Source organism: Phormidesmis priestleyi ULC007 (genome assembly GCF_003003695.1).
Lineage (GTDB): Bacteria > Cyanobacteriota > Cyanobacteriia > Leptolyngbyales > Leptolyngbyaceae > Phormidesmis_A > Phormidesmis_A priestleyi_A.
Genome location: NZ_PVWG01000018.1, coordinates 1 through 19338, shown reverse-complemented (window position 1 = coordinate 19338; position 19338 = coordinate 1). Strand labels below are relative to the sequence as shown.

The 19338-nt window shown below is 49.4% G+C and carries 15 protein-coding genes; 2 read left to right on the top strand and 13 right to left on the bottom strand.

Annotated features, from left to right (window positions below; genetic code table 11):
* Positions 1-84: 84 nt before the first annotated feature.
* The 6 genes from C7B65_RS15570 to C7B65_RS15545 form a co-directional block, all read right to left on the bottom strand.
* Positions 85-1071 (bottom strand): M23 family metallopeptidase, encoded by a 987-nt coding sequence (locus tag C7B65_RS15570; protein ID WP_073069631.1) that lies wholly within the window; start codon positions 1069-1071, stop codon positions 85-87.
* A 245-nt stretch (positions 1072-1316) separates the two neighbouring features.
* Positions 1317-3212 carry a TolC family protein gene (locus C7B65_RS15565; RefSeq protein ID WP_219898590.1) on the bottom strand — a complete coding sequence of 632 codons (1896 nt, stop codon included), beginning with the start codon at positions 3210-3212 and terminating at the stop codon, positions 1317-1319.
* A 288-nt stretch (positions 3213-3500) separates the two neighbouring features.
* Positions 3501-4622 (bottom strand): ABC transporter permease, encoded by a 1122-nt coding sequence (locus C7B65_RS15560; protein WP_073069629.1) that lies wholly within the window; start codon positions 4620-4622, stop codon positions 3501-3503.
* 13 nt (positions 4623-4635) lie between these two features.
* Complete coding sequence (locus C7B65_RS15555) at positions 4636-5742, bottom strand: ABC transporter permease (protein ID WP_073069628.1); 1107 nt, start codon at positions 5740-5742, stop codon at positions 4636-4638.
* 5 nt (positions 5743-5747) lie between these two features.
* Positions 5748-7748: an ATP-binding cassette domain-containing protein gene (locus C7B65_RS15550; protein WP_073069627.1), complete on the bottom strand. Its 2001-nt coding sequence runs from the start codon at positions 7746-7748 to the stop codon at positions 5748-5750.
* A 21-nt stretch (positions 7749-7769) separates the two neighbouring features.
* Complete coding sequence (locus tag C7B65_RS15545; RefSeq protein ID WP_073069626.1) at positions 7770-9074, bottom strand: HlyD family secretion protein; 1305 nt, start codon at positions 9072-9074, stop codon at positions 7770-7772.
* Positions 9075-9244: 170 nt separating this feature from the next.
* On the opposite strand from C7B65_RS15545, the gene C7B65_RS15540 reads away from it, so the two are divergent.
* Positions 9245-9889: a TetR/AcrR family transcriptional regulator gene (locus tag C7B65_RS15540; protein WP_073069625.1), complete on the top strand. Its 645-nt coding sequence runs from the start codon at positions 9245-9247 to the stop codon at positions 9887-9889.
* Between the two features lie 64 nt (positions 9890-9953).
* Here the strand turns inward: C7B65_RS15540 and C7B65_RS15535 are convergent, their stop codons facing one another.
* The 6 genes from C7B65_RS15535 to argS all read right to left on the bottom strand — a co-directional run bounded on the left by C7B65_RS15535 (position 9954) and on the right by argS (position 17081).
* The gene (locus C7B65_RS15535; protein ID WP_181314412.1) at positions 9954-10349 is read right to left on the bottom strand and encodes a type II toxin-antitoxin system VapC family toxin; all 396 of its coding nucleotides are present in this window, start codon (positions 10347-10349) and stop codon (positions 9954-9956) included.
* Positions 10346-10609, bottom strand: coding sequence for an AbrB/MazE/SpoVT family DNA-binding domain-containing protein (locus C7B65_RS15530; RefSeq protein WP_223257281.1), 264 nt, complete (start codon positions 10607-10609; stop codon positions 10346-10348). The genes C7B65_RS15535 and C7B65_RS15530 overlap by 4 nt, the downstream gene beginning before the upstream one ends.
* A gap of 57 nt (positions 10610-10666) precedes the next feature.
* Positions 10667-11668, bottom strand: a complete 1002-nt coding sequence (locus C7B65_RS15525; protein WP_073069623.1) for a DnaJ C-terminal domain-containing protein — start codon at positions 11666-11668, stop codon at positions 10667-10669.
* An 85-nt stretch (positions 11669-11753) separates the two neighbouring features.
* Complete coding sequence (dnaK, locus tag C7B65_RS15520) at positions 11754-14252, bottom strand: molecular chaperone DnaK (protein WP_073069622.1); 2499 nt, start codon at positions 14250-14252, stop codon at positions 11754-11756.
* A gap of 177 nt (positions 14253-14429) precedes the next feature.
* Positions 14430-15284: a DUF72 domain-containing protein gene (locus C7B65_RS15515; protein ID WP_073069621.1), complete on the bottom strand. Its 855-nt coding sequence runs from the start codon at positions 15282-15284 to the stop codon at positions 14430-14432.
* A gap of 12 nt (positions 15285-15296) precedes the next feature.
* The gene (argS, locus tag C7B65_RS15510; protein WP_073069620.1) at positions 15297-17081 is read right to left on the bottom strand and encodes an arginine--tRNA ligase; all 1785 of its coding nucleotides are present in this window, start codon (positions 17079-17081) and stop codon (positions 15297-15299) included.
* 278 nt (positions 17082-17359) lie between these two features.
* On the opposite strand from argS, the gene C7B65_RS15505 reads away from it, so the two are divergent.
* Complete coding sequence (locus C7B65_RS15505) at positions 17360-18148, top strand: C39 family peptidase (RefSeq protein ID WP_073069619.1); 789 nt, start codon at positions 17360-17362, stop codon at positions 18146-18148.
* Here the strand turns inward: C7B65_RS15505 and nadC are convergent.
* On the bottom strand, positions 18138-19010 hold the full coding sequence (gene nadC, locus C7B65_RS15500; RefSeq protein WP_073069618.1) for a carboxylating nicotinate-nucleotide diphosphorylase: 873 nt from the start codon (positions 19008-19010) through the stop codon (positions 18138-18140). The genes C7B65_RS15505 and nadC overlap by 11 nt on opposite strands.
* Positions 19011-19338 lie beyond the last annotated feature (328 nt).

Sequence of the window (19338 nt, the reverse complement as noted above, 5' to 3'; positions counted from 1 at the left end):
ATCGCCTATCTATCAAGAGAACGATCCCGCTTAAAGCAACCCTAGCTTTCAGTAAAACAGCGCTTGCAGTCAATTTCTGCGTGGTTACTGAACGGGTTTCGCAGGCGACTGAGCTACCTGCAACGCTTTCACTAAATCAGCCAGCGAGGTTTCTAACTGCGTTCCTGCATCCATCGCCACCCATCCTTCTGTGGTCAACTGCCGAAACTCAAAGTGTAAGTGAGGCCCGGTTGAGGCTCCGGTGCTGCCGACCCGCCCAATCACCATTCCTTGCTGCACGATATCTCCGGGTTTGACGAAGATCTCTGATAAGTGACCATAAAGCGTCTGCTGAGTGCCTTGATTGTGGTTGATTGCCACCGCTAGTCCATATCCACCAAAAAGGTCTGCAAACGCTACTTGACCTGCATAAGCTGCCAAAACGGGCGTTCCCATCGGTGCGCCTAGATCGGTGCCAGAGTGAAAGCGACTGTCACCTGTGATGGGGTGAACGCGCCAGCCAAAAACAGACGTAATCGCTGAGGGAATCGAGAGCGGAAAAATTAATCGAATATTGCCATTGCCGAGGCGAGCAGGAGGGCGAATCGTGCGATTGTAGTAGTCGCGCACGGTGCTATATTCTCGCCCGATCGCCGTGGTGCTACCCGGACTCGAACTCCAACCAATCCCCCTTGCTGAAACGCTGACGGAACCCAAATGCGTCGGAGTGACGTTGACGGGCGCGCTGACTTGATCGACCTGCACGACCTGAGCCGCAGGTGTAGGGTCGCGACGCTCGGTTGCCCCTACGCTGTAATGGGTGCGATCGATAAACAAATCTCCACTCTCGACGGGGGCGATCGCGCTAGGTGTCACCACCGGGGCCGCCAATTCAGGGGCAGGATCTAACGAGGCAGGAGCGGCTGGGGCTGGGGCAGAAGGAGCTAGTTCCAGAACGGGTGTCTGAGTTTGAGCGAGGGTTATGTCACTGCCCAAAAAGCCTGAACTGACCACACAACCGAGTCCGCACAGCAAAAGATAACGCTGATATCGTTTTTGAACGGTGGAAGCGGACGTTTTAGGATGAGTCATGGGGGCAATCCTCAAGGACATAAAGGGAAATGGTTGACACTTAATCTCTCGACAAGTCTTCTGGAAAGTAAGACTCTTTATACAAACACGACGTTCTTTATAAGTTATGCCTAATTCAATCAACAATGTGACAGATGATATTACATCAATGCCTTTTAGTTTATTGTGCCTTGAACTTATGCGATCGGAGCCAGAAAACCCGCAGCAATTAGAATTATTGATCTTCGCCTCTGCCTGCGGAATCACTATCGGGCAGCGATATTGCTAACGGCTCGTTGCAATTGGGCAAGAGAGAGGTTATAACCAATGATTGCACTGACCCGGTTGCCTTCTGCACGAGTCAAATCTGTCTCTGCGTTAATCACATCGGTTTGGGTTCCTACACCTGCTTGGAAGCGCAATCGAGCTAGTCGTAGTGCTTCGGCTGCCTGTCCGAGAGCCGTAGTTGTGGTGTCAATGTTGGCGCGGTTTGCCTGCAAATTGGTATAGGCTTGCTCAACCTGAAAGCGGACGTTGTTGCGGCTTTGGGCAAACCGAGATTCGGCAATTTCTTTGTTTCGCTCTTGCTGGGCTGCGCGGGCTTGAGCGGCTCCACCATCAAAAAAGTTCCATTGAGCTTGCAGAGCCAGGGTGTAGCCATTGCCTACATCCTTGACGGGTGCCTCAAAGCTCTTGAGCAGGTTGTAGCTAGCTGTCGCACTGACAGTCGGGCCTAACGCTGCTAATGCCGCTCGGCGCTGTTGCTCACTGACCTCTCGCTGCACTAATTGCGTTTCTAGTTCAGCTCGATTTTTATAAGCCAGGACGATCGTGTCTTCGATCGGCAAACCCCAAGTGCCAGCAGGCTGCACGGGGTCAGAAGTTGAGACGTTGAGCGACTCTGGTAAACTTAGACGCACAGCCAGTTGACGACGATTGATACCCTGAGTGGCGATCGCGTTGGTGAGTTGCTGTTGAGCATTGGCAAGTTGAACCTGCGATCGCAGCACATCAAACCGAGTGCCCAACCCTGCACGCTCTTGCGCCTGTGTGTCACTCAAACTTCTTTGGGCATTGATCACGGCTGCCTGATTAATTCGCACCTGTTCATTGGCACTTTGCAAATTGTAATAATCAGTTGTCGTGTCGAGTCGTAACTGCTCACGAGTCTGCTCAACCGTCAACTCAGCGGCTCTTACCAGCCGTTCTGCGGCCTTTCTTTGAGCACTGTTTCGACCCGATGTAAAAATGTCATAGTTGAGTTGAATCGCTCCACTCAGGCTGGTGCTGGGCGGGTTGGTGCTAGAAGCCCCAAATAGCTGAGATTGCGGTGATTGTGCTTGCACCTTTGCTGAAATGTCACCCGATGCACTCTGAGAGCGATTTAAACTAGACTGAAGTCCCACCGTGGGATAAAGCGTAGCTTGAGCTTCGCGTAACGCCGCTCGACTGCTTTCTAGCTGAAGTCTAACTACTTCAAGGTCACGGTTATTGCGCTCTGATAGCTCGATCGCTTGCTGCAAGCTGATCAGTTGAGTTCCGGCTAGGCGCACTTCGTCGGGGCGAGTCGGAAATAATAGCGGGTTGGCGGGTGAATTGAGGTAGGCAGGGGCAGGGGTTGGGTCAGATTTAGAAGTTGTAGGCGTAGGGGTAGGTGTGCCGGGGGTTGGTGTAGTGGTCGCTGGAGTCCGCGGAGATGACGCGGGAGGATTAGAGGGCGGAAGCGGAGTCGATCGGGGAGGCGTGACAGGCTTAGGAGTCTGAGCAACGGCTGAGTCTGAAGCCTTTTGTGGCTCGTTGGCAAAAACCTCGACGATTTTGGCACCCTCAAAGGACGGTTGGGCGATCGTCGGTTTCGTCTCCGATCGGGGCTTTTTCGCCTCAGCTAAGAGGGAGGGCACTTTTTTGGCACGTTCAGCCGAGACTTTCTGCACGCTGCCGCCAAAGGTTTGGACAATTCTGACGATCGTCACAGGTTTGGTAGGGGTCGAAGCAGCTTCACCCTCAAAGGTGGCGGCGATCGTTTTGAGGGGGGGTGACTGAGCGGCAAGATTAGAGCGTTTCTGGGGCTGACCAGAAGGCGATGTCTGTGAATAAGCTGCACCCACAGAGCCAAAAGCGATCAAAGCTCCCACACCCACTTGAATTAAATGAAGAAACATTTTCATACGATTCTTGGTTAGCCCACAGACTAAAGAAACTAGCTTTACAGACTGGTTGAGACTGAGATTTAACGTTAATTCGATGAAGCTTTTCGCTGCGGTTACAAATCTGGGTTGCCCCCTAAGTCCCCCAGAATTGGGGAATTTAGGGAGCAGAAGCCCTAAAGAACGAAGCGAAAGAACTCATCGAACTAACGTAAATTCAAGGAGCCTATCTCTCCCAGCGATAAATTTCAGATCGACAACCTTAAGCAGGATAACGCTTGTGCTGTCGATCAAACAAACGATTTAGCTTAATTGCGTCCGAAATTTGTAGGTGCTAATTGCCAGCAGAGCGACTGCAAAAGCCGTAAGGGCGATCGCTTCGGGGTAAAGCACCTCTAACCCGTTGCCCTTGAGGAGAACCCCACGAACAACCTTGACATAGTGCCGCAGTGGGTTAAACAGCGACAATATCTGAAAAAATCGCGGCATACTTTCAATGGGCGCGATCGCCCCTGACAGTTGGATCAGCGGCAAATTGATAAAAAAAGAAGTGAGAATCGCCTGCTGCTGGCTCCGCGAAACCGTGGCTAAGAGAAATCCGATCCCGATGCCCACGCAGATATAGAGTCCTGAGAAGCCCATGAATAAGAAAAAGTTCCCTCGAAAGGGGACGTGAAAGACCAGAGTGGCAACGGTCACTGCTAGCATAACCTCTCCTAACAGCAAGACAAATAGCGGCACCACTTTCGCCAAAATGATCTCCCATGCGGCGGCTGGAGTCATCAACAATTGTTCTAAGGTGCCCGTATCTTTTTCTCGCACGATTGCCGACGTGGACACAAGCGAGCTACCTAAATTCAGCACCAGTCCCAAAACGCCGGGCACGATAAACCAGCTAGAAATCAATCCTGGATTGTAGAGAATGGTGACTTGGGTCTCGATCGGCGCTTGATTTTGAGGAGCCAATTGCTGACTGAAGTGATTGATAATCTGGGCGGCGTAACCACTGGCAATTCCGGCAGTGTTGGCATCGACGGCATCAATCAGAACTTGCACTTCTGCGGGATGATCGCTCTTGAGATCGCGGTTAAAGGTCGGTGGGATTACCAGCCCAGTTATGATTTCGCCTCGCCGAACTTGCTCACCCAAAATCTGCTCATTGGGTGGAGCGCGATCGACTCGAAACACACCATTTGCAGTTAAGGCTGACACCAATTCTCGACTCATCGGCGTGTTGGAATAATCAACCACTCCTAACTTGAGGTTTTGCACATCGGGATTCAACGCCAACCCAAAAATCAACAGTTGTATCGTTGGCGGAAACACCAATAGAAAAATCAACTGTTTATTCCGCAAAATCTGACCGATTTCTTTAACGGTCAATGCCCAAAAACGACTTTCGATTAAACGACGCAGCAGTTTCATCACTCAAAGCCCTCTAACCTGGTAATTGCATTCGACCCAGAATGCGACGGGCGATGTTAAACAGCACAAACGCCAACACTACCAAACACACCTGAGCCACCCAAACGCCTTCCCATCCCGTGCCTCGCACAAAGGCATCCCGGCTGATCTCAATAAAATAGCGAGCCGGAACAATATTAGTCACGAGTGACAACGGAAACGGAATGTTACTCAGTGGATAGATAAATCCTGACAACAGCAATGCTAATAAAAAGCCTGCGGTTGCTACACCTTGAACGGCAACACTCCGATTATTAGCCCGGACACCAATGAGCAAACCAAACATAATGCTGGCGATCAAAAAGATACCCGTCCCGATTAAAAAAGGACTCGGATCACCCACAAACCAAATGCGAAAGATTGCACATCCTAAGCCGATCACAAATATCGCTTGCCCAATGCCAACCACCAAATAGGCGAGACATTTGCCTAACAGCAACTCAGCCGCGCTGATGCTAGAAGCGTAGGCTTGCAAAATCGTGCCCTGTTCTTTTTCTCGCGACATCGCCAACGCTGCCAACAGTGATGGATAAATCGCCAAAATCACGCCAAACACTCCCGGCACAATGTAGAGCGATTCTCGCCGCCCCGGATTAAACCAGAGACGCAACCGTGGTGTGATTTTGCTCGTTCCTGACATCAGATTCTGATCTTGCAAAAAAGATCGCGTGAAGGCTTGAATGCTGTTCTTAATGACTCGCGCATTGTTGACATCGGTGCCGTCAATTAATACCTGTAGCTGACTGGTTTTTCCGGCGGCGATGCCTCGACTAAAGTCAGGCGGGATGATCACAGCAGCTTTAGCAATGCCGCGATCGAGCGCATCCTGCATGGGGTCATCTCCGCTCCACTGGGCTGGCACAAACTGATTGGTTTGATATAATCCCTCGGTATATCGTCGGCTGAGATTGCTGCGATCGAAGTCTTGCACGACGATCGCAATATTTTTTGCCTCTAATCGGATGGCAAATCCGAAGATAAACAGCGTCATCACAGGTAAAATAAACGCCAGCGCCAGGGTGAGGCGATCGCGACGAAACTGCGCTAATTCTTTGGTGCATTGGGCGAGAATTCGTTTCATGTTGGCTACGGTTCCTCTGGAGTTGCGCTTTGCGCTAACCGCTGCACGACTCCGATAAAAGCATCTTCGAGCGAGAATGGGATTGGACGCAGAGAATGAATGGTGAGATTGGCAGATTTGAGCAGCGATCGCACGATCGGAATGTCACGATCGGGATCGTCAAGGACTATATGAAGGCGATCGGCAAAGATCGAAACTCGCCAAGACTCCATCTGCTGTTTGAGTAAATTAGAAGCCGCTTGAGTTTGGTCGATGACCACTTCAATCAACTGTCCTGGTTGGGATGCTTTGATCTGGCTGGGCGACCCTTCTGTCACGATTTCACCCGCCACCATAAAACTCATGCGATTGCACTGTTCGGCTTCTTCCAAATAGTGGGTGGTGACTAAAACGGCCGTACCATTGCGGGCGAAATCGTTGATTAACTTCCAGAATTGACGACGCGCTAGTGGGTCAACGCCAGAGGTCGGTTCGTCGAGAAACAGAATATCGGGTTCGTGCATGACTGAGGCACCAAACGCGACGCGCTGTTTCCAACCGCCCGGAAGCTGTCCGGTGAGCATGGTTTCTCGTCCGTCGAGTCCGCAGGTGGCGATTACCCAGTCAATTTTTTCGCGTCTCAGCCTGCGAGGCACTCCATATACGCCGCTATAAAATTCCAGGTTTTGCAGAATGGTTAAGTCATCGTAGAGGGTGAATTTTTGGCTCATGTAGCCAATTCGTCGCCTGAGTTCGCTGCTGCGGAGATTTCCGCGTTCTCCTCCGAGTGAAATATCGCCAGAACTGATGGGCAGCAATCCACACAGCATTTTAATCGTGGTGGTTTTTCCGGCTCCGTTGGCTCCAAGTAAGCCAAAAATTTCGCCGTAGCGCACTTCGACATTGACATTTTTAACGGCCCGAAAGCTGCCAAAACTCCGATTTAGGTTGTGAGAATAGATCGCAAAATCAGAGGAAGATCCTGTAGTGACGTTTCGATTGCCGCCTCGCGATCTCGGAAACTCAAAAAACTCCGGTGCCGATCCCTGCTGGCGCAATCGAGTCACAAACACATTTTCTAGTGTGGGTTCAGCGAGTTCGATCGTGTCTGCTTGCAGGTGGTTTTGGCGAAATAATTCACGCACCTGAGATTCTCCTGTTTGCGGATCACTCACCAGCACATCTAAGCGATCGCCAAACGTCTGCACATCCACGATCGCATCGGACTCAGATAGCGTAGTCAACACTTGCTCGGCTGCCTGCAACTGGGGCGTATGCACTTCGAGGCGATGCAGTCCTAAACTGTTTCTCAGTTCGGCGGGTGTGCCAATCTGCTGAATCTGACCGTCATACATCAGCGCCACTCGATTGCAGCGTTCTGCTTCATCTAGATAAGGAGTTGCCACCACGATCGTCACCCCTTCTTCGGATGACAGTGCTGCCAACACATCCCAAAACTCGCGCCGGGAAACGGGATCAACGCCCGTCGTCGGTTCGTCAAGCAACAGCACTTGAGGCTGGGACACAAGCGCACAGCACAACGCAAGTTTTTGCTTCATGCCGCCCGATAGCTCTCCGGCAAGGCGATCGCCAAATTTCTCTAAATTCATCAAGCGCAGATATTTTTCGCGCCGCTCCGAAAATTGACGATCGGGCACTTGCCGCAATCCACCCACATAGCGCAAATTTTCGTCAATGCTGAGATCCAGATACAACGAAAATTGCTGAGTCAGATAGCCAATTTTTAATCGCGCATCTCGTGGCGGTTGTCCCAACACCTGCACATCCCCTGCTGTCGCCTCCATCACGCCGCCGAGAATGTGAAACGTCGTCGTCTTGCCTGCACCGTCCGGCCCAATTAGCCCAAAGACTTCGCCGCGTCGCACCGAGAAATCAACTCCCTGAACTGCCGCCACCCGATCGTAGTGTTTGTGCAAACCGATCACGCGAATCACATCGTCTGAAGCCGCAGGATCAGTGGGCCGAACTTCTGTGATCTGGCTATTCGTCACCGTTTTTTGAGTCATGACTCCAGCCTCCAGAGGGCATCATTTAGTCTCTAAAGTGATTTCTCCGTCGGCTGGCATTCCAGGTTTAGCAAAGCCTTTGGTATCGTTGATCGTCAGCTTCACCCCAAACACTTGGTTGACGCGATCGTTGCGAAAATAAATATTTTCTGGCGTAAACGATGCTTTGGGATCGATCGCCGACACCTTAGCCGTCAGCCCTTGACTAGGATTGGAGTCGAGAAAAATCTTGGCAGGTTGACCTACGCGAACTTTGCCAATCTCGCCCTCTGGCACATAGCCCCGCAGATAAACCGAAGTCAGATCCATCACCGTTAGCATCGTTTTGCCCGGAGCGACCACTGCCCCAGGCTCGATCGGGCGGGCTGTCACCACGCCTGCGATTGGGCTGGTTACATTCAAATAATTAAGCTGCGCCTGAATTTCTTTTTGCTTCTCTTGAGCGGTTTTGATCTGAGCTTGCGCCTGTTTGAGTTGAGCGACTGCCTGCTGGCGCTGTTGATAAAATCCCGACAGTTGAGCGCCTCGAATGTCAGGATTAATGCCCGTTGTCTGCACCTGCGTAAAGCCGCCTTTAGCTGCACTCAGTTGATCACGAGCCGCATCCACGCTTGCTCGACGCGCTAAGAGTGTTGCCTGAGCAGTTTCCACCGATGCTTGAGCCGTCTCAAAGGCGGTTTGCGCTTGGTCAAACTGCTGTCGATTGACCGCACCTTGAGAAACTAGCTGGGCATAGCGATCGCGATCTGTGGCAGCAAATCTCTGCGACGACTGAGCTTGTCTGACCTGCGCCTCAGCTTGTTTGACTTGGGCGATCGCTTCTGCGAGTTGAGCGTTTGCCGCTGAAACAGTGGATTGTGCCTGACTAATTCGCCCGGTGGCATCGCCTTTCGACTGTTTTAGATTGAGTTCTGCTTCCCGAATCTTGCTGTCGATGCCATCAATTTGAGACTGGGCTTGCTGCGCTTGCTGTTGGGCAGAAGTTATATTTGCAGTTGCGCCTCTAAGCTGTGCCTGAATTTCTTCATCATTGATTCGCACCAAGACCTGTCCTTTCTTAACTTCGTCGCCTTCGCGCACCGCAATAAAATTTACCCGTCCGCCCGTTTTTGCACCGATGTCTGTCTCATAGCCCTCGATCCGACCGCTTAAATGCAGGGTCGTTGGCTCTGGATGAGGCATCAAACGCCAGACTCCATAGCCGATCGCCGCGATCGCCAGACCGATCGGAATCACTAACAAAGGTTTAGGAATCCGCCGCCCTTCAGGCTTTAACTGTGGCGAATCTGGAAGCTGGTTGATCGGTGGGGGAACAAGCTGAGTCATGGTGATAGGCCTAGAGGATGCGCTATGAAAGAAACTCTTGGCAGTCAAAAATAAAATGCTTTAAGCTTTCGATCATACTAGACCGTCTAGTATGATTAAACAACGCTCGTTAGAAAAAGTTAATACGCGAAGAAATGGTTTCCTGCCCATCGAGCAATAATCTGTGATTCATGACCTCATTAGACGTTGTTCCTTTTAGCATCACCCCTAAGCAAGAACAGATTTTGCAGGGAGCCATGCGCGTGTTTCTCAGTTGTGGCTATGCGGGCACCAGCATGGATCGTGTTGCCACAGAAGCGGGCGTTTCCAAGCAAACGATCTACAGCCACTTCACCAATAAAGAAGGGCTGTTTAAAGCGTTATTAGAGTGGATGACACTCTCCCGATTCCAAGAAGTCTATGACGGGGGGCAGTTGCGGGGTGAGCCTGCGATCTTATTGAGGCAAGTTGCCAAGATTTACGGCTCTAAAGTTGCAGATCAAAATTATTTGTGTTTGATCCGGCTGGTTATTGCAGAGTCCGATCGCTTCCCAGAATTAGCAAAATTATTCACAACCACGGTCATCAAGCAAGGGCGACACTTACTCAGCCAATATTTTGAAACCCATCCAGAACTCGGCATTGCTGACCCTGAAGCGATCGCGCAAATCTTTTTCGGTTCTCTTGTGTCTTATATGTTGGTGCAGCACATCCTGCACGGCAAAGACGTAATGCCAATGGACTACGATCGCCTAGTCACAAGCTTAATTAATCTAATTCTCGCGCAATCAAACCAGGATCACAAATCAGGTTCCAACTATCAAGCTGACTCCTAACTTTTTCACGACTTCTGCCTAACAAGACTTTTTGCTGGATATTGGGCTATCTCTATCTATCCAGCTACAACAATCTAATTCCTTCGACACCTTGCAGCTTGGCATCAAAAGAAGCGGTTTCTACACACTTCATTTGTTGATTTACTTTCAGAATCAAATAGTCTGAGAAGTCAGCCCCTCCTCGCTTCATTTGTTGAACTGCCCACCATGCCGCTTCTTGATTCTCAAACACAAAAATGTTAGTTCTTAGCAGTTTCTCCACTGTATCAATCAGCTCTGATCTGCTAAGTTTATAGCCCGATCGCAGCACCCAGACCACTTCACAGAGAACAATATTGTTGATAAAACAAGTCTCGGTCGTATCTAGAGCATTATTAATATACTGATCAGCCAGTTGCCATTGTTCCTCGTTATCTCGCAACAGATATCGGAGGATGACGTTTGTATCTAGCCCTCTCAACTTGATTCTCCAGCACATCGAGCGATCGCTTCATCCATTTTCTCAATAGAAAGAGGTTTTCTCTCTGGCTTATATAGCATTGCAGATAGCTGCCGAACATCGATTTTTGCAGGTTGAAGATAGACTTTGCCATCTTCAGAGATCACAAACTCGACTCGATCGCCCGGATGCAGATTTAGCAATTCACGAACATCCTCTGGAATTGGAGTCTGTCCATCGCTACTAACCTCTGTGGTAAACATTTCCACTAGATTTTCCATGCTCTATAATTTGTATTAAATCTTTCAATCCAGTCTAGGATATTGGGTGATTTAGGCTTACCCAAGCAAATTTGCACGAGGATTAAACGTTTCTAGCTGGCGCAGCTTTTCATAAAGTTCGCGTTCTTGAGTTGTTAGCTCTTTAGGCATGACGATTTGCAACTCAACAATTTGGTCGCCCCGTTCTTTAGGCGCGTCGCCCCGCGCATCACTGCCGACTTCGGGATAGCCTTTGTTTGCCAATCGCAAGCGCTGACCCGATCGTACACCGCCCGAAATCGTCATTTTCACCAAACCATCTAAGGTTGGGACTTCGATCGCGCCGCCCAAAACTGCCTCACTCGGCGTAATCGGCAACTGACAGACGACATCAGAACCTTCTAACTTAAAAAATGGGTGCGGCGATACCTCAATTTTGAGATACAAATCTCCGCCAGACATCCCCTGCCCTTTTAGCCGAATGCGCTGCCCTGTGATCATGCCAGCGGGCATATTGACTTCGAGCGATCGTCCATCTTCTAGCCGAATGCGCTCCCGTCCACCTGAATAGGCTTTTTCTAGCGGCACAGTCAGACGCGCTTCAGCATCGCGACGAGTCGTAGTCGATCGGGCACTCGGCACGGTATAGCTCGTTTTGCTGCTGCCGGGACGATAATAGTCAGTTTGAGGCGGTCGGGTGCTGGTGGTATTGGTGGTGACTCGCCGATTTAACAACTGATCGACAAAATCGTTGAAGTTGCGATATTCGCCAAAATCGACTTCTTGAGCGCCATTACCAGTCGTTTTATTCCAGACATTCTTCGCCGCTCTTGCGGCTCCTTGAAACCCTTGCTGTTGCCAGAATTTTCCGAACTGATCATATTGCGATCGCTTGGTGACATCCCCCAACACCTCGTAAGCTTCGCTGAGTTCCTTAAACTTGTCCTCCGCCGCTTTATTGTCGGGGTTGACATCGGGGTGATATCGACGCGCTAACTTTCGATACGCTGTTTTGATCTCATCGCTCGACGCATCTCTTTCGACCCCCAAGATTTCGTAATAGTTTCGGAAATTCTGCATAGCATTAGAGCAAGTTTGAGGTTTGAAGTTTAAGGTCTGAGGATCAAGTTTGGGGCAACTTAGCCCTCGTCATTCAGCTACTTTTTTAGAGCCAATCGTCTTCGTCGTCCCAATTATCTCGATCGTAGTTGGGGCGACTCGGACGCTTTTTAGAAGTGTCGCCTCGGCTAGGACGACGACTCTCGGAAGCGTTGTTGCTATAGGGATCACTTTGAGAATCGCGTCTGGGCAAATCAGTGTCACCATTGCGTCTCGGAGCTTCGTAGTCACGACTTCCAGTATCACTACGCGATGGGCGGGCGGGCGGATAATCACGATCGGCTCTAGGCGAGTCGGCATCGCGATTGCGTCTCGGAGCATTGTAGTCGCGGTCGCTATGAGAATCGCGAGAATCTCGATTAGGCGCGTTGTAATTGTCATTTTGCCGGGGTGAATCGTAGCCACGATCGCGGGGCACGTTGCCATCGTTGCTTTGTCTGGGCGCATCATAGTCGCGGTTGCGGCGCGGCTCACTCGCTGGATAGTCGCGAGGCACAGAATTATAGCCGTCTCGCGAGTCACGTCTCGGTGAGTCATAGTCGCGTCGAGCGGAGCCATCGTAGGGATCTCGACTCCCAAACGAGTCACGACGCGGCGTATCCCAATCGTTATCTCGTCGTGCGCCATAGTCATAAGGGTCGCGACGATCGTTGTAATAATCGTAATCGTCGTCATCGTCCAGAAAGAAATTTTTAATCGACTCAAAGAATCCGCCTTCTTCGTCACCCTGATTTTGCTGGTAGACTTCGCGATTTAGGTCGTAGAGAGCGTCTTTGAGGTCAGCTTCAGCAAGGTCAACGCCGCGATCGTTGTTGTCTGCCAGAGCCTCGCGCAGTTGCCGAGTTAATGGCTCGATGCGAGAACGGTAGCTGCTGACAAACTGCATCCCAAAATCGAGGGTGGCTTCTCGCAGTTGCCGTTCGGCTTGAAAGGTGAGCGCTTCAGCCCGATTGCGCTTCTCGACTTTTTCTTTGCGAAGCCGATCGACCTCTGCAAACTCTTCGGCGTTGCGAATCATCTGCCGCACCTCTTCTTCGCCCAGTGTTGAAGCGCCTTGGACGGTGATGCTTTGCTCTCGCCCGGTTGTGCGATCCATCGCGGTGACTTGCAGAATGCCGTTGGCATCCACGTCAAACGACACCTGCACTTGCGGAATGCCTCTCGGTGCAGGCGGAATGCCCATCAGCTTAAAGCGACCGAGCGATTTGTTGCCCGATGCCATATCTCGTTCGCCTTGCAAGATGTGGACTTCCACCATTGTCTGGTTGTCTTCTGAGGTCGAGAAGGTGTCTGATCGGCGAGTCGGAATCGTGGTGTTGCGTGGAATCAATTTTTTCATGACTCCGCCGATCGTCTCCAACCCAAAAGACAGCGGCGTGACATCTAGCAGCAGAATGTCTTTGATTTCACCCGCGAGAATTCCTGCCTGAATCGCTGCCCCAACCGCGACGACTTCATCGGGATTGACGTTTTGATTGGGTTCTTTGTTGATAATCGATCGCACGACTTGCTGCACCATCGGGATTCGAGTCGAGCCGCCCACTAACACAATGTCATCGATATCCATCGGGGTCATGCCCGCATCGCGAAACGCCTGTTTGAGGGGTCCGCGCAGCCGAGAAAGTAAGTCGCCACAAAAGCCTTCAAACTGCGATCGGGTCAAGCGAGTTTCAATATGCAGGGGGCCTTCTGCATTGGCATCGATAAAGGGTAGGTTAATCTCGGTGACTGCGACCCCAGATAGCTCAATTTTTGCTTTTTCGGCGGCTTCAGTTAGGCGCTGCAAGGCTTGACGATTTCGCCGCAAATCAATTTTTTCTTTTTCTAGAAATTCTTCTGCTAAGAAGTCCACAATTTTTTCGTCAAAGTCATTGCCTCCTAGCTGCGTGTCGCCGCTGGTGCCTTTGACCTCAAATACGCCATCGCCGACTTCGAGAATGGATACGTCAAATGTGCCACCGCCCAAGTCAAACACTAGGATAGTTTCACTTTGTCCCCGATCGAGTCCATAAGCTAACGATGCCGCAGTTGGCTCATTGAGAACGCGCTTCACATCTAAGCCTGCAATTCGCCCAGCGTCACGGGTTGCCTGTCGCTGCGAGTCATTAAAATAAGCCGGAACGGTGATCACGGCTCCGGTAATCGGTTCACCCAAATATCGAGCGGCTTCGGCTGCCAACTTCTTGAGAATCATTGACGAAATTTCTTCGGGGGCAAAGTCGCGATCGAGCCGCGGACATTTGATCCGAATATTGCTCACTTCGTCTTTGCGAATCGTATAGGGCACGCGCTTCGACTCAGGTGACAGTTCGCTATATTTGCGACCAATAAAGCGTTTGACCCCAAAAAAGGTGTTTTGGGGGTCGAGCACCGATTGCCGTCTTGCCATCTGCCCGACTAGCCGTTCGCCCTCCTTATTAATGCCGACGACGGAGGGCGTTGTTCGCATTCCTTCTGCGTTGGCGATCACAACAGGCTTTCCGCCTTCCATGACTGCTACCACCGAGTTTGTAGTCCCCAAGTCAATACCGACTACTCTTCCCATGCCTTGCGATGCTCCTCGCGTGTCTAACTAAATGTTGAGAACTTTTGCTGGATTCATTCTATCTTGCTAGTGAGGAAGTCAAGAGATTCCGTCTAGCGATCGTTCCTATAGCTCGACCTGCTTTCTAGCCTCAGTGCAAGGCTTCAGTTTATTTGCTGGGTCGCTCTAATTCCTTCTTTAGAACAAATCTAGCTGAGTCGGAGTTTGCTCAAGTGAGTCCCACGGGAGCGGCGGAATGGAAATGTTCTGTTTTTGAAGGAGATGCTGAAAGTGACGAGCAGTTTGCGGCGATCGCTCCTCAACAGGACAATGCACAAAGAAATAAACGGTCGTTCCTTGTTTGAGCCAGCGATCGACGATTTTGACCCATTCTTCTAAATAGACTTGATTCATCTCTAGATTGGGATGGCTGATGAACCGAATTAGACTGAACGGCGCAGTGACGATCGGTTGCAGTGGCACGTTGGGTTTTCGGCGCTCAGAACCAATCTGCGGATCGTCAGGTGCATTATAAATAGGGCGAGTGTCGAGCAAAACTCGTCCCACGTTGAGATCTTTTAGCATCGCATTGAGGCGGCTGTTATGAGGCTCTTTAAACCAATCGAGATGCCGAACTTCGACCGCTAGAGGCGATTTATTTCTAGCCCAACCTTCTAGAAAACTTGCCAAATCATCGAAATTTGCAGGACTGTAGCTCGGAGGAAGTTGGGCAAACATTGAACCTAAACGATCGCCCAATCCTTGCATTTGTTCTAAAAACTTCAACGCGCCCGGAAGCGAAGGTTTTAACAAATGATTGTGGGTTAGCGTTTTTGGCAACTTTAAACAGAACTTAAATCCAGGCGGTGTTTCTGCTGCCCATCGTGAAACAGTCTCTGAATCAGGAATCGAGTAGAAAGTTGTATTGCCTTCTACTGTGGTGAAGCGACGACTATAGAGATTGAGATAGTCTGACGATCGACTCTTGACCGGAAATAAATCTCCGACCCAACCTTTATAAGCCCAGATTGCACAGCCAATGTAAAAGTTCATAATGTTTAGGTTCTACATTCGCTCTAGCACTCGAATTCCTAATAAAGACAATCCCAGTTTTAACGTTCGAGCAGTCAGATCGCACAACATCAACCGAGACGTTTTTATAGAGTCTTCAGCTTGCAAAACGGGACAACGATCGTAGAACTGATTAAATTTTTGACTCAGTTCAAACAAATATTGACACAGCCGATTTGGAAACAGATCTTGACCTACTTGATCTAAAGCATCTTCTAACTGCAACAGATGTTTTGCTAACGTTAATTCTGTCTCTTCGTGCAGCAGAATCTTTGCGTCAGATCCCAAGTTTTGAAAGTCAATCTCACCTTTCCGACTAATTCCTTGAACTCGCACATAAGCATAAAGCATATAGGGTGCTGTGTTGCCCTGAAGCGCCAGCATTTTGTCGTAACTAAAAATATAGTTACTAGTGCGGTTTTGGCTCAAGTCAGCATATTTGACTGCACTAATTCCGACAATTTGAGCAGCGTTAGCAATGAATTCTTCTGTTTCTTGACGACCTTCTTCTTGAAGTCGCGCTTCTAGATCTGCACGGGCACGATCGACCGCTTCATCTAATAAATCGCGTAGCCGAATTGTGTCGCCCGATCGCGTCTTTAACTTCTTGCCATCTTCACCTTGAACGAGTCCAAACTGAACGTGTTCAATGTCCACATCTTCAGGAATCCACCCCGCCCGACGCGCCACCTGAAACACTTGAGCGAAGTGGTTTGCCTGTCCTGCATCGGTCACATAAATTAGTCGCTTTGCCTGATCTTGCTGAATTCGATACCGAATTGCGGCTAAATCTGTCGTCGCGTAATTATATCCTCCGTCTGACTTTTGAATAATTAGAGGTAATGGTTGCCCTTCTCGATTCTGAAAGCCTTCTAGAAAAACGCATTTTGCACCTTGATCTTCAACAAGCAAGCCTACTTTTTCTAAATCTTCAACCACCGAAGCCAAAAGCGAATTATAAAAAGATTCACCGCGTTCGGTAATGCAAATGTCCAGCAGATTATAGATAACTTGAAACTCTTTTCGAGACTGTTCGCACAGCAAATTCCAAGCCCGAAGCGTGTCTTCTGCGCCTGATTGCAGCCGCACAACTTCGTGTCGAGACTTCTCTTGAAAGTCTGGATCTTCGTCGAACCGTTGTTTTGCTTTTTTGTAGAACGCAACTAAATCACCCAAGTCCAAAGCATCCGCAGTGGTCAGTGCTTCCGGGCAAACTTCACGCAAATAGGTAATCAGCATTCCGAACTGAGTGCCCCAATCTCCAACATGGTTTAGTCGCAGAACTTCATGTCCTTGAAACTCCAAGATTCGAGCAATGCAATCACCGATGATGGTCGATCGTAGATGCCCAACGTGCATCTCTTTCGCAATATTGGGACTCGAAAAGTCTACGATCGTCCGCTTCGGCTTTTTGACAGCTTCCACCCCTAAACGATCGTCAATTTGAAAAGCCGAAAGTCTTGCCGCTAGATACTCTGGCTTGAGGGTGAAATTAATAAATCCCGCGCCTGCGATCGCCGGAGGCAAACAAACGTCAGAGACATCAAGCTGCTGAATTAACTCTTCAGCGATCGCTCTTGGTGCTTTCCCTAAACGCTTTGCCAATGCCAATGGCGCATTCGACTGATAATCTCCAAACTTCGGATTGCTCGTCGGAACCAGCATCGGGTCGGCTCCTGCTAGATCTTCTCCAAATGCAGCAATCAAGGCTTGTTCAAAGCGGTTTTTTAGCTGTGCGATTACCCCTTCAGAGGACTGTGAAGCATTCGTAGCATTCATAATTTCAAAGCCTGTAAGCAAAACATCACTCGGATTTAACTATATATAAGATAGCGACCCGGCTCTTTATCATTTAGTAAGAGCGATCGTTTAAGCAAGGAAACCGTTAAACTCTATTAAAAAAATCCTTAATGTTTCTTGATTGATCTAACCTACTCCTGCTGTCTGGAAACTTCCATCTACAGCATGAATCCTTCTATAGTTACTCCGCTAGAAATTGGGAACGCTAAACCCAACTTCTTATGATCTACCACTACTAGAAATTAACGGATGCCCCCATGACACTCAGGCTCAAAATTCTTACCCAAACTACTTTCAAAAGAAAGCCGCTTCAGTCTTCAGAACTTCCTGAAGACTTCAAGCAATCTATTCAGGCTGGCAAAGAGTTTGAACTCGACTCCTTCGACATTGAGCGCGATCATGCTAGATGCTTTTTTTCTAAGGACGCGTTCAAAGATACTAACGTTTGGTATGTTTTTGGCAAACACGCAGAGATCCGAAGAGATGGAGTTCGAGTCTTTCCTAAGCCCATTCCCAATAGCATCAAACTCAATATTCCTTATAAATCTCAACGCGACAATGAGTTAAACCCCAACGGTGCTTGCAACGTCACCTCTCTTACCATGTGCTTTGAGTTTTTGGGCATCAAGCGCAAGACCAAAGTAGGTCAGTTTGAAGACGAACTTTACGATTACGCCGAAAACAATGGGCTGAGTCGCCACGATCCTCACGATCTCGCTCTAATCGCTGAACGTTACGGCGCTCGCGATGATTTTAGAGCCGATGCCACGATCGCTCAAGTCAAAGAGTGGCTATCTGATGGTAAGCCCGTGGTCATTCACGGATACTTCACTGATTTTGGTCACATTGTCGTTCTCACTGGCTTTGACGAAAACGGGTTTATCGTGAACGATCCTTACGGCGAATGGTATTCGTGGGGATACGATCGCAACGCCCTCGGCTTAGAAGACAACAAAGGAAAATCTGTCCACTACTCCTACAGCATGATTACTCGCTTGTGCATCCCAGATGGCAACTTTTGGGTTCACTTTATTTCTAAGGCTTGACAAATCTCATGCTTAGGTCTAACCAAGGCGATCGCGTCACTGGCGCACTGCTCGAAATGTAATCCACCCCAGTTTCCGCGATCGCCCGAATCGTCTCGATCGTCACATTCCCCGAAGCCTCAATCTTAATCCGCTCATTGCTCTGCCGAATTCTTTGCACTGCACTCCGCATCAAATCAAGCGGCATATTATCTAGCATAATGATGTCTGCCTGATGCTGCAAAGCCTCTTCAACCTGGTCTAAGTCTTCCGTCTCGACTTCAATTGATAAGGGATAAGGAATGTGAGCGCGAACTTGTGCGATCGCCGCTCCAATTCCACCCGCTGCCACAATGTGGTTATCTTTAATCATCACGGCATCATCTAGTCCCATCCGGTGATTGACTGCTCCTCCAACCTGAGTCGCATATTTTTCTAGCACCCTTAACCCTGGCGTTGTCTTCCTCGTATCCACCAGTCGAGCAGGAAGATCTTTAATTTTCTCCACATACCTACGAGTCATTGTTGCGATCCCGCTCAACCGCATCGCTAAATTGAGTGCAACCCGTTCTCCTGTAAGCAATGCATCAAAAGGTCCTTGAATTTCGGCGATCGTCTCTCCTTTTTGATAAACGCCTCCTTCTATAGCTAGCGCTTTGAATGTCACGCACGGATCTAATAAGTAGAAAACTCTAGCAGCGATCGGTAATCCAGCCACCACCCCATCCTCTTTAACCATCAAGATCGCATGATTTTGTCCAGTGCCAGAAGGAAAAAGGCTTTGAGTGGTGCGATCGCCCCGTCCAATATCTTCTATGAGCCAGTCTTGAAGATAGCGATCAAGAATAACGAAAGGCGGTGATGCAGCAGTTGAAGTATTCACGACGATCCCAAGACTGACACAACACTAATCTGTTAATTGGTTCTCCGATCAAGAATGCATAAGTTAGCAGAGCGCTTTATTCAATTGAAAGCCCTTTCGATGCTAAATCTAGAAAGCTATTTTCTACACTATTAATAATGCCCGCTTTGTGGTACGTGAGCCATTTTAATCGGCGAATTGCGTTACTTCCTAAAAGCCTAAGGTTCTCTAAACGCTTGCTGACTGTTCGCTTCAGCTTTCCTTTGCTGATTCCCCAAACTTTCCACAGATTTTGCTTGACACGGTTCGCCTTGCCAAGTTATATTAGTCAAGCGGGTGAGAGGAACGG

Bases quoted from the DNA above. Each gene is read 5' to 3' on its own strand.
- C7B65_RS15530 (WP_223257281.1), bottom strand. From the start codon at position 10,609: ATGGAAAATCTAGTGGAAATGTTTACCACAGAGGTTAGTAGCGATGGA.
- C7B65_RS15570 (WP_073069631.1), bottom strand. From the start codon at position 1,071: ATGACTCATCCTAAAACGTCCGCTTCCACCGTTCAAAAACGATATCAG.
- C7B65_RS15550 (WP_073069627.1), bottom strand. From the start codon at position 7,748: ATGACTCAAAAAACGGTGACGAATAGCCAGATCACAGAAGTTCGGCCC.
- C7B65_RS15515 (WP_073069621.1), bottom strand. From the start codon at position 15,284: ATGAACTTTTACATTGGCTGTGCAATCTGGGCTTATAAAGGTTGGGTC.
- dnaK (WP_073069622.1), bottom strand. From the start codon at position 14,252: ATGGGAAGAGTAGTCGGTATTGACTTGGGGACTACAAACTCGGTGGTA.
- C7B65_RS15555 (WP_073069628.1), bottom strand. From the start codon at position 5,742: ATGAAACGAATTCTCGCCCAATGCACCAAAGAATTAGCGCAGTTTCGT.
- C7B65_RS15560 (WP_073069629.1), bottom strand. From the start codon at position 4,622: ATGAAACTGCTGCGTCGTTTAATCGAAAGTCGTTTTTGGGCATTGACC.
- C7B65_RS15525 (WP_073069623.1), bottom strand. From the start codon at position 11,668: ATGCAGAATTTCCGAAACTATTACGAAATCTTGGGGGTCGAAAGAGAT.
- argS (WP_073069620.1), bottom strand. From the start codon at position 17,081: ATGAATGCTACGAATGCTTCACAGTCCTCTGAAGGGGTAATCGCACAG.
- C7B65_RS15545 (WP_073069626.1), bottom strand. From the start codon at position 9,074: ATGACTCAGCTTGTTCCCCCACCGATCAACCAGCTTCCAGATTCGCCA.
- C7B65_RS15540 (WP_073069625.1), top strand. From the start codon at position 9,245: ATGACCTCATTAGACGTTGTTCCTTTTAGCATCACCCCTAAGCAAGAA.
- C7B65_RS15505 (WP_073069619.1), top strand. From the start codon at position 17,360: ATGACACTCAGGCTCAAAATTCTTACCCAAACTACTTTCAAAAGAAAG.
- C7B65_RS15565 (WP_219898590.1), bottom strand. From the start codon at position 3,212: ATGTTTCTTCATTTAATTCAAGTGGGTGTGGGAGCTTTGATCGCTTTT.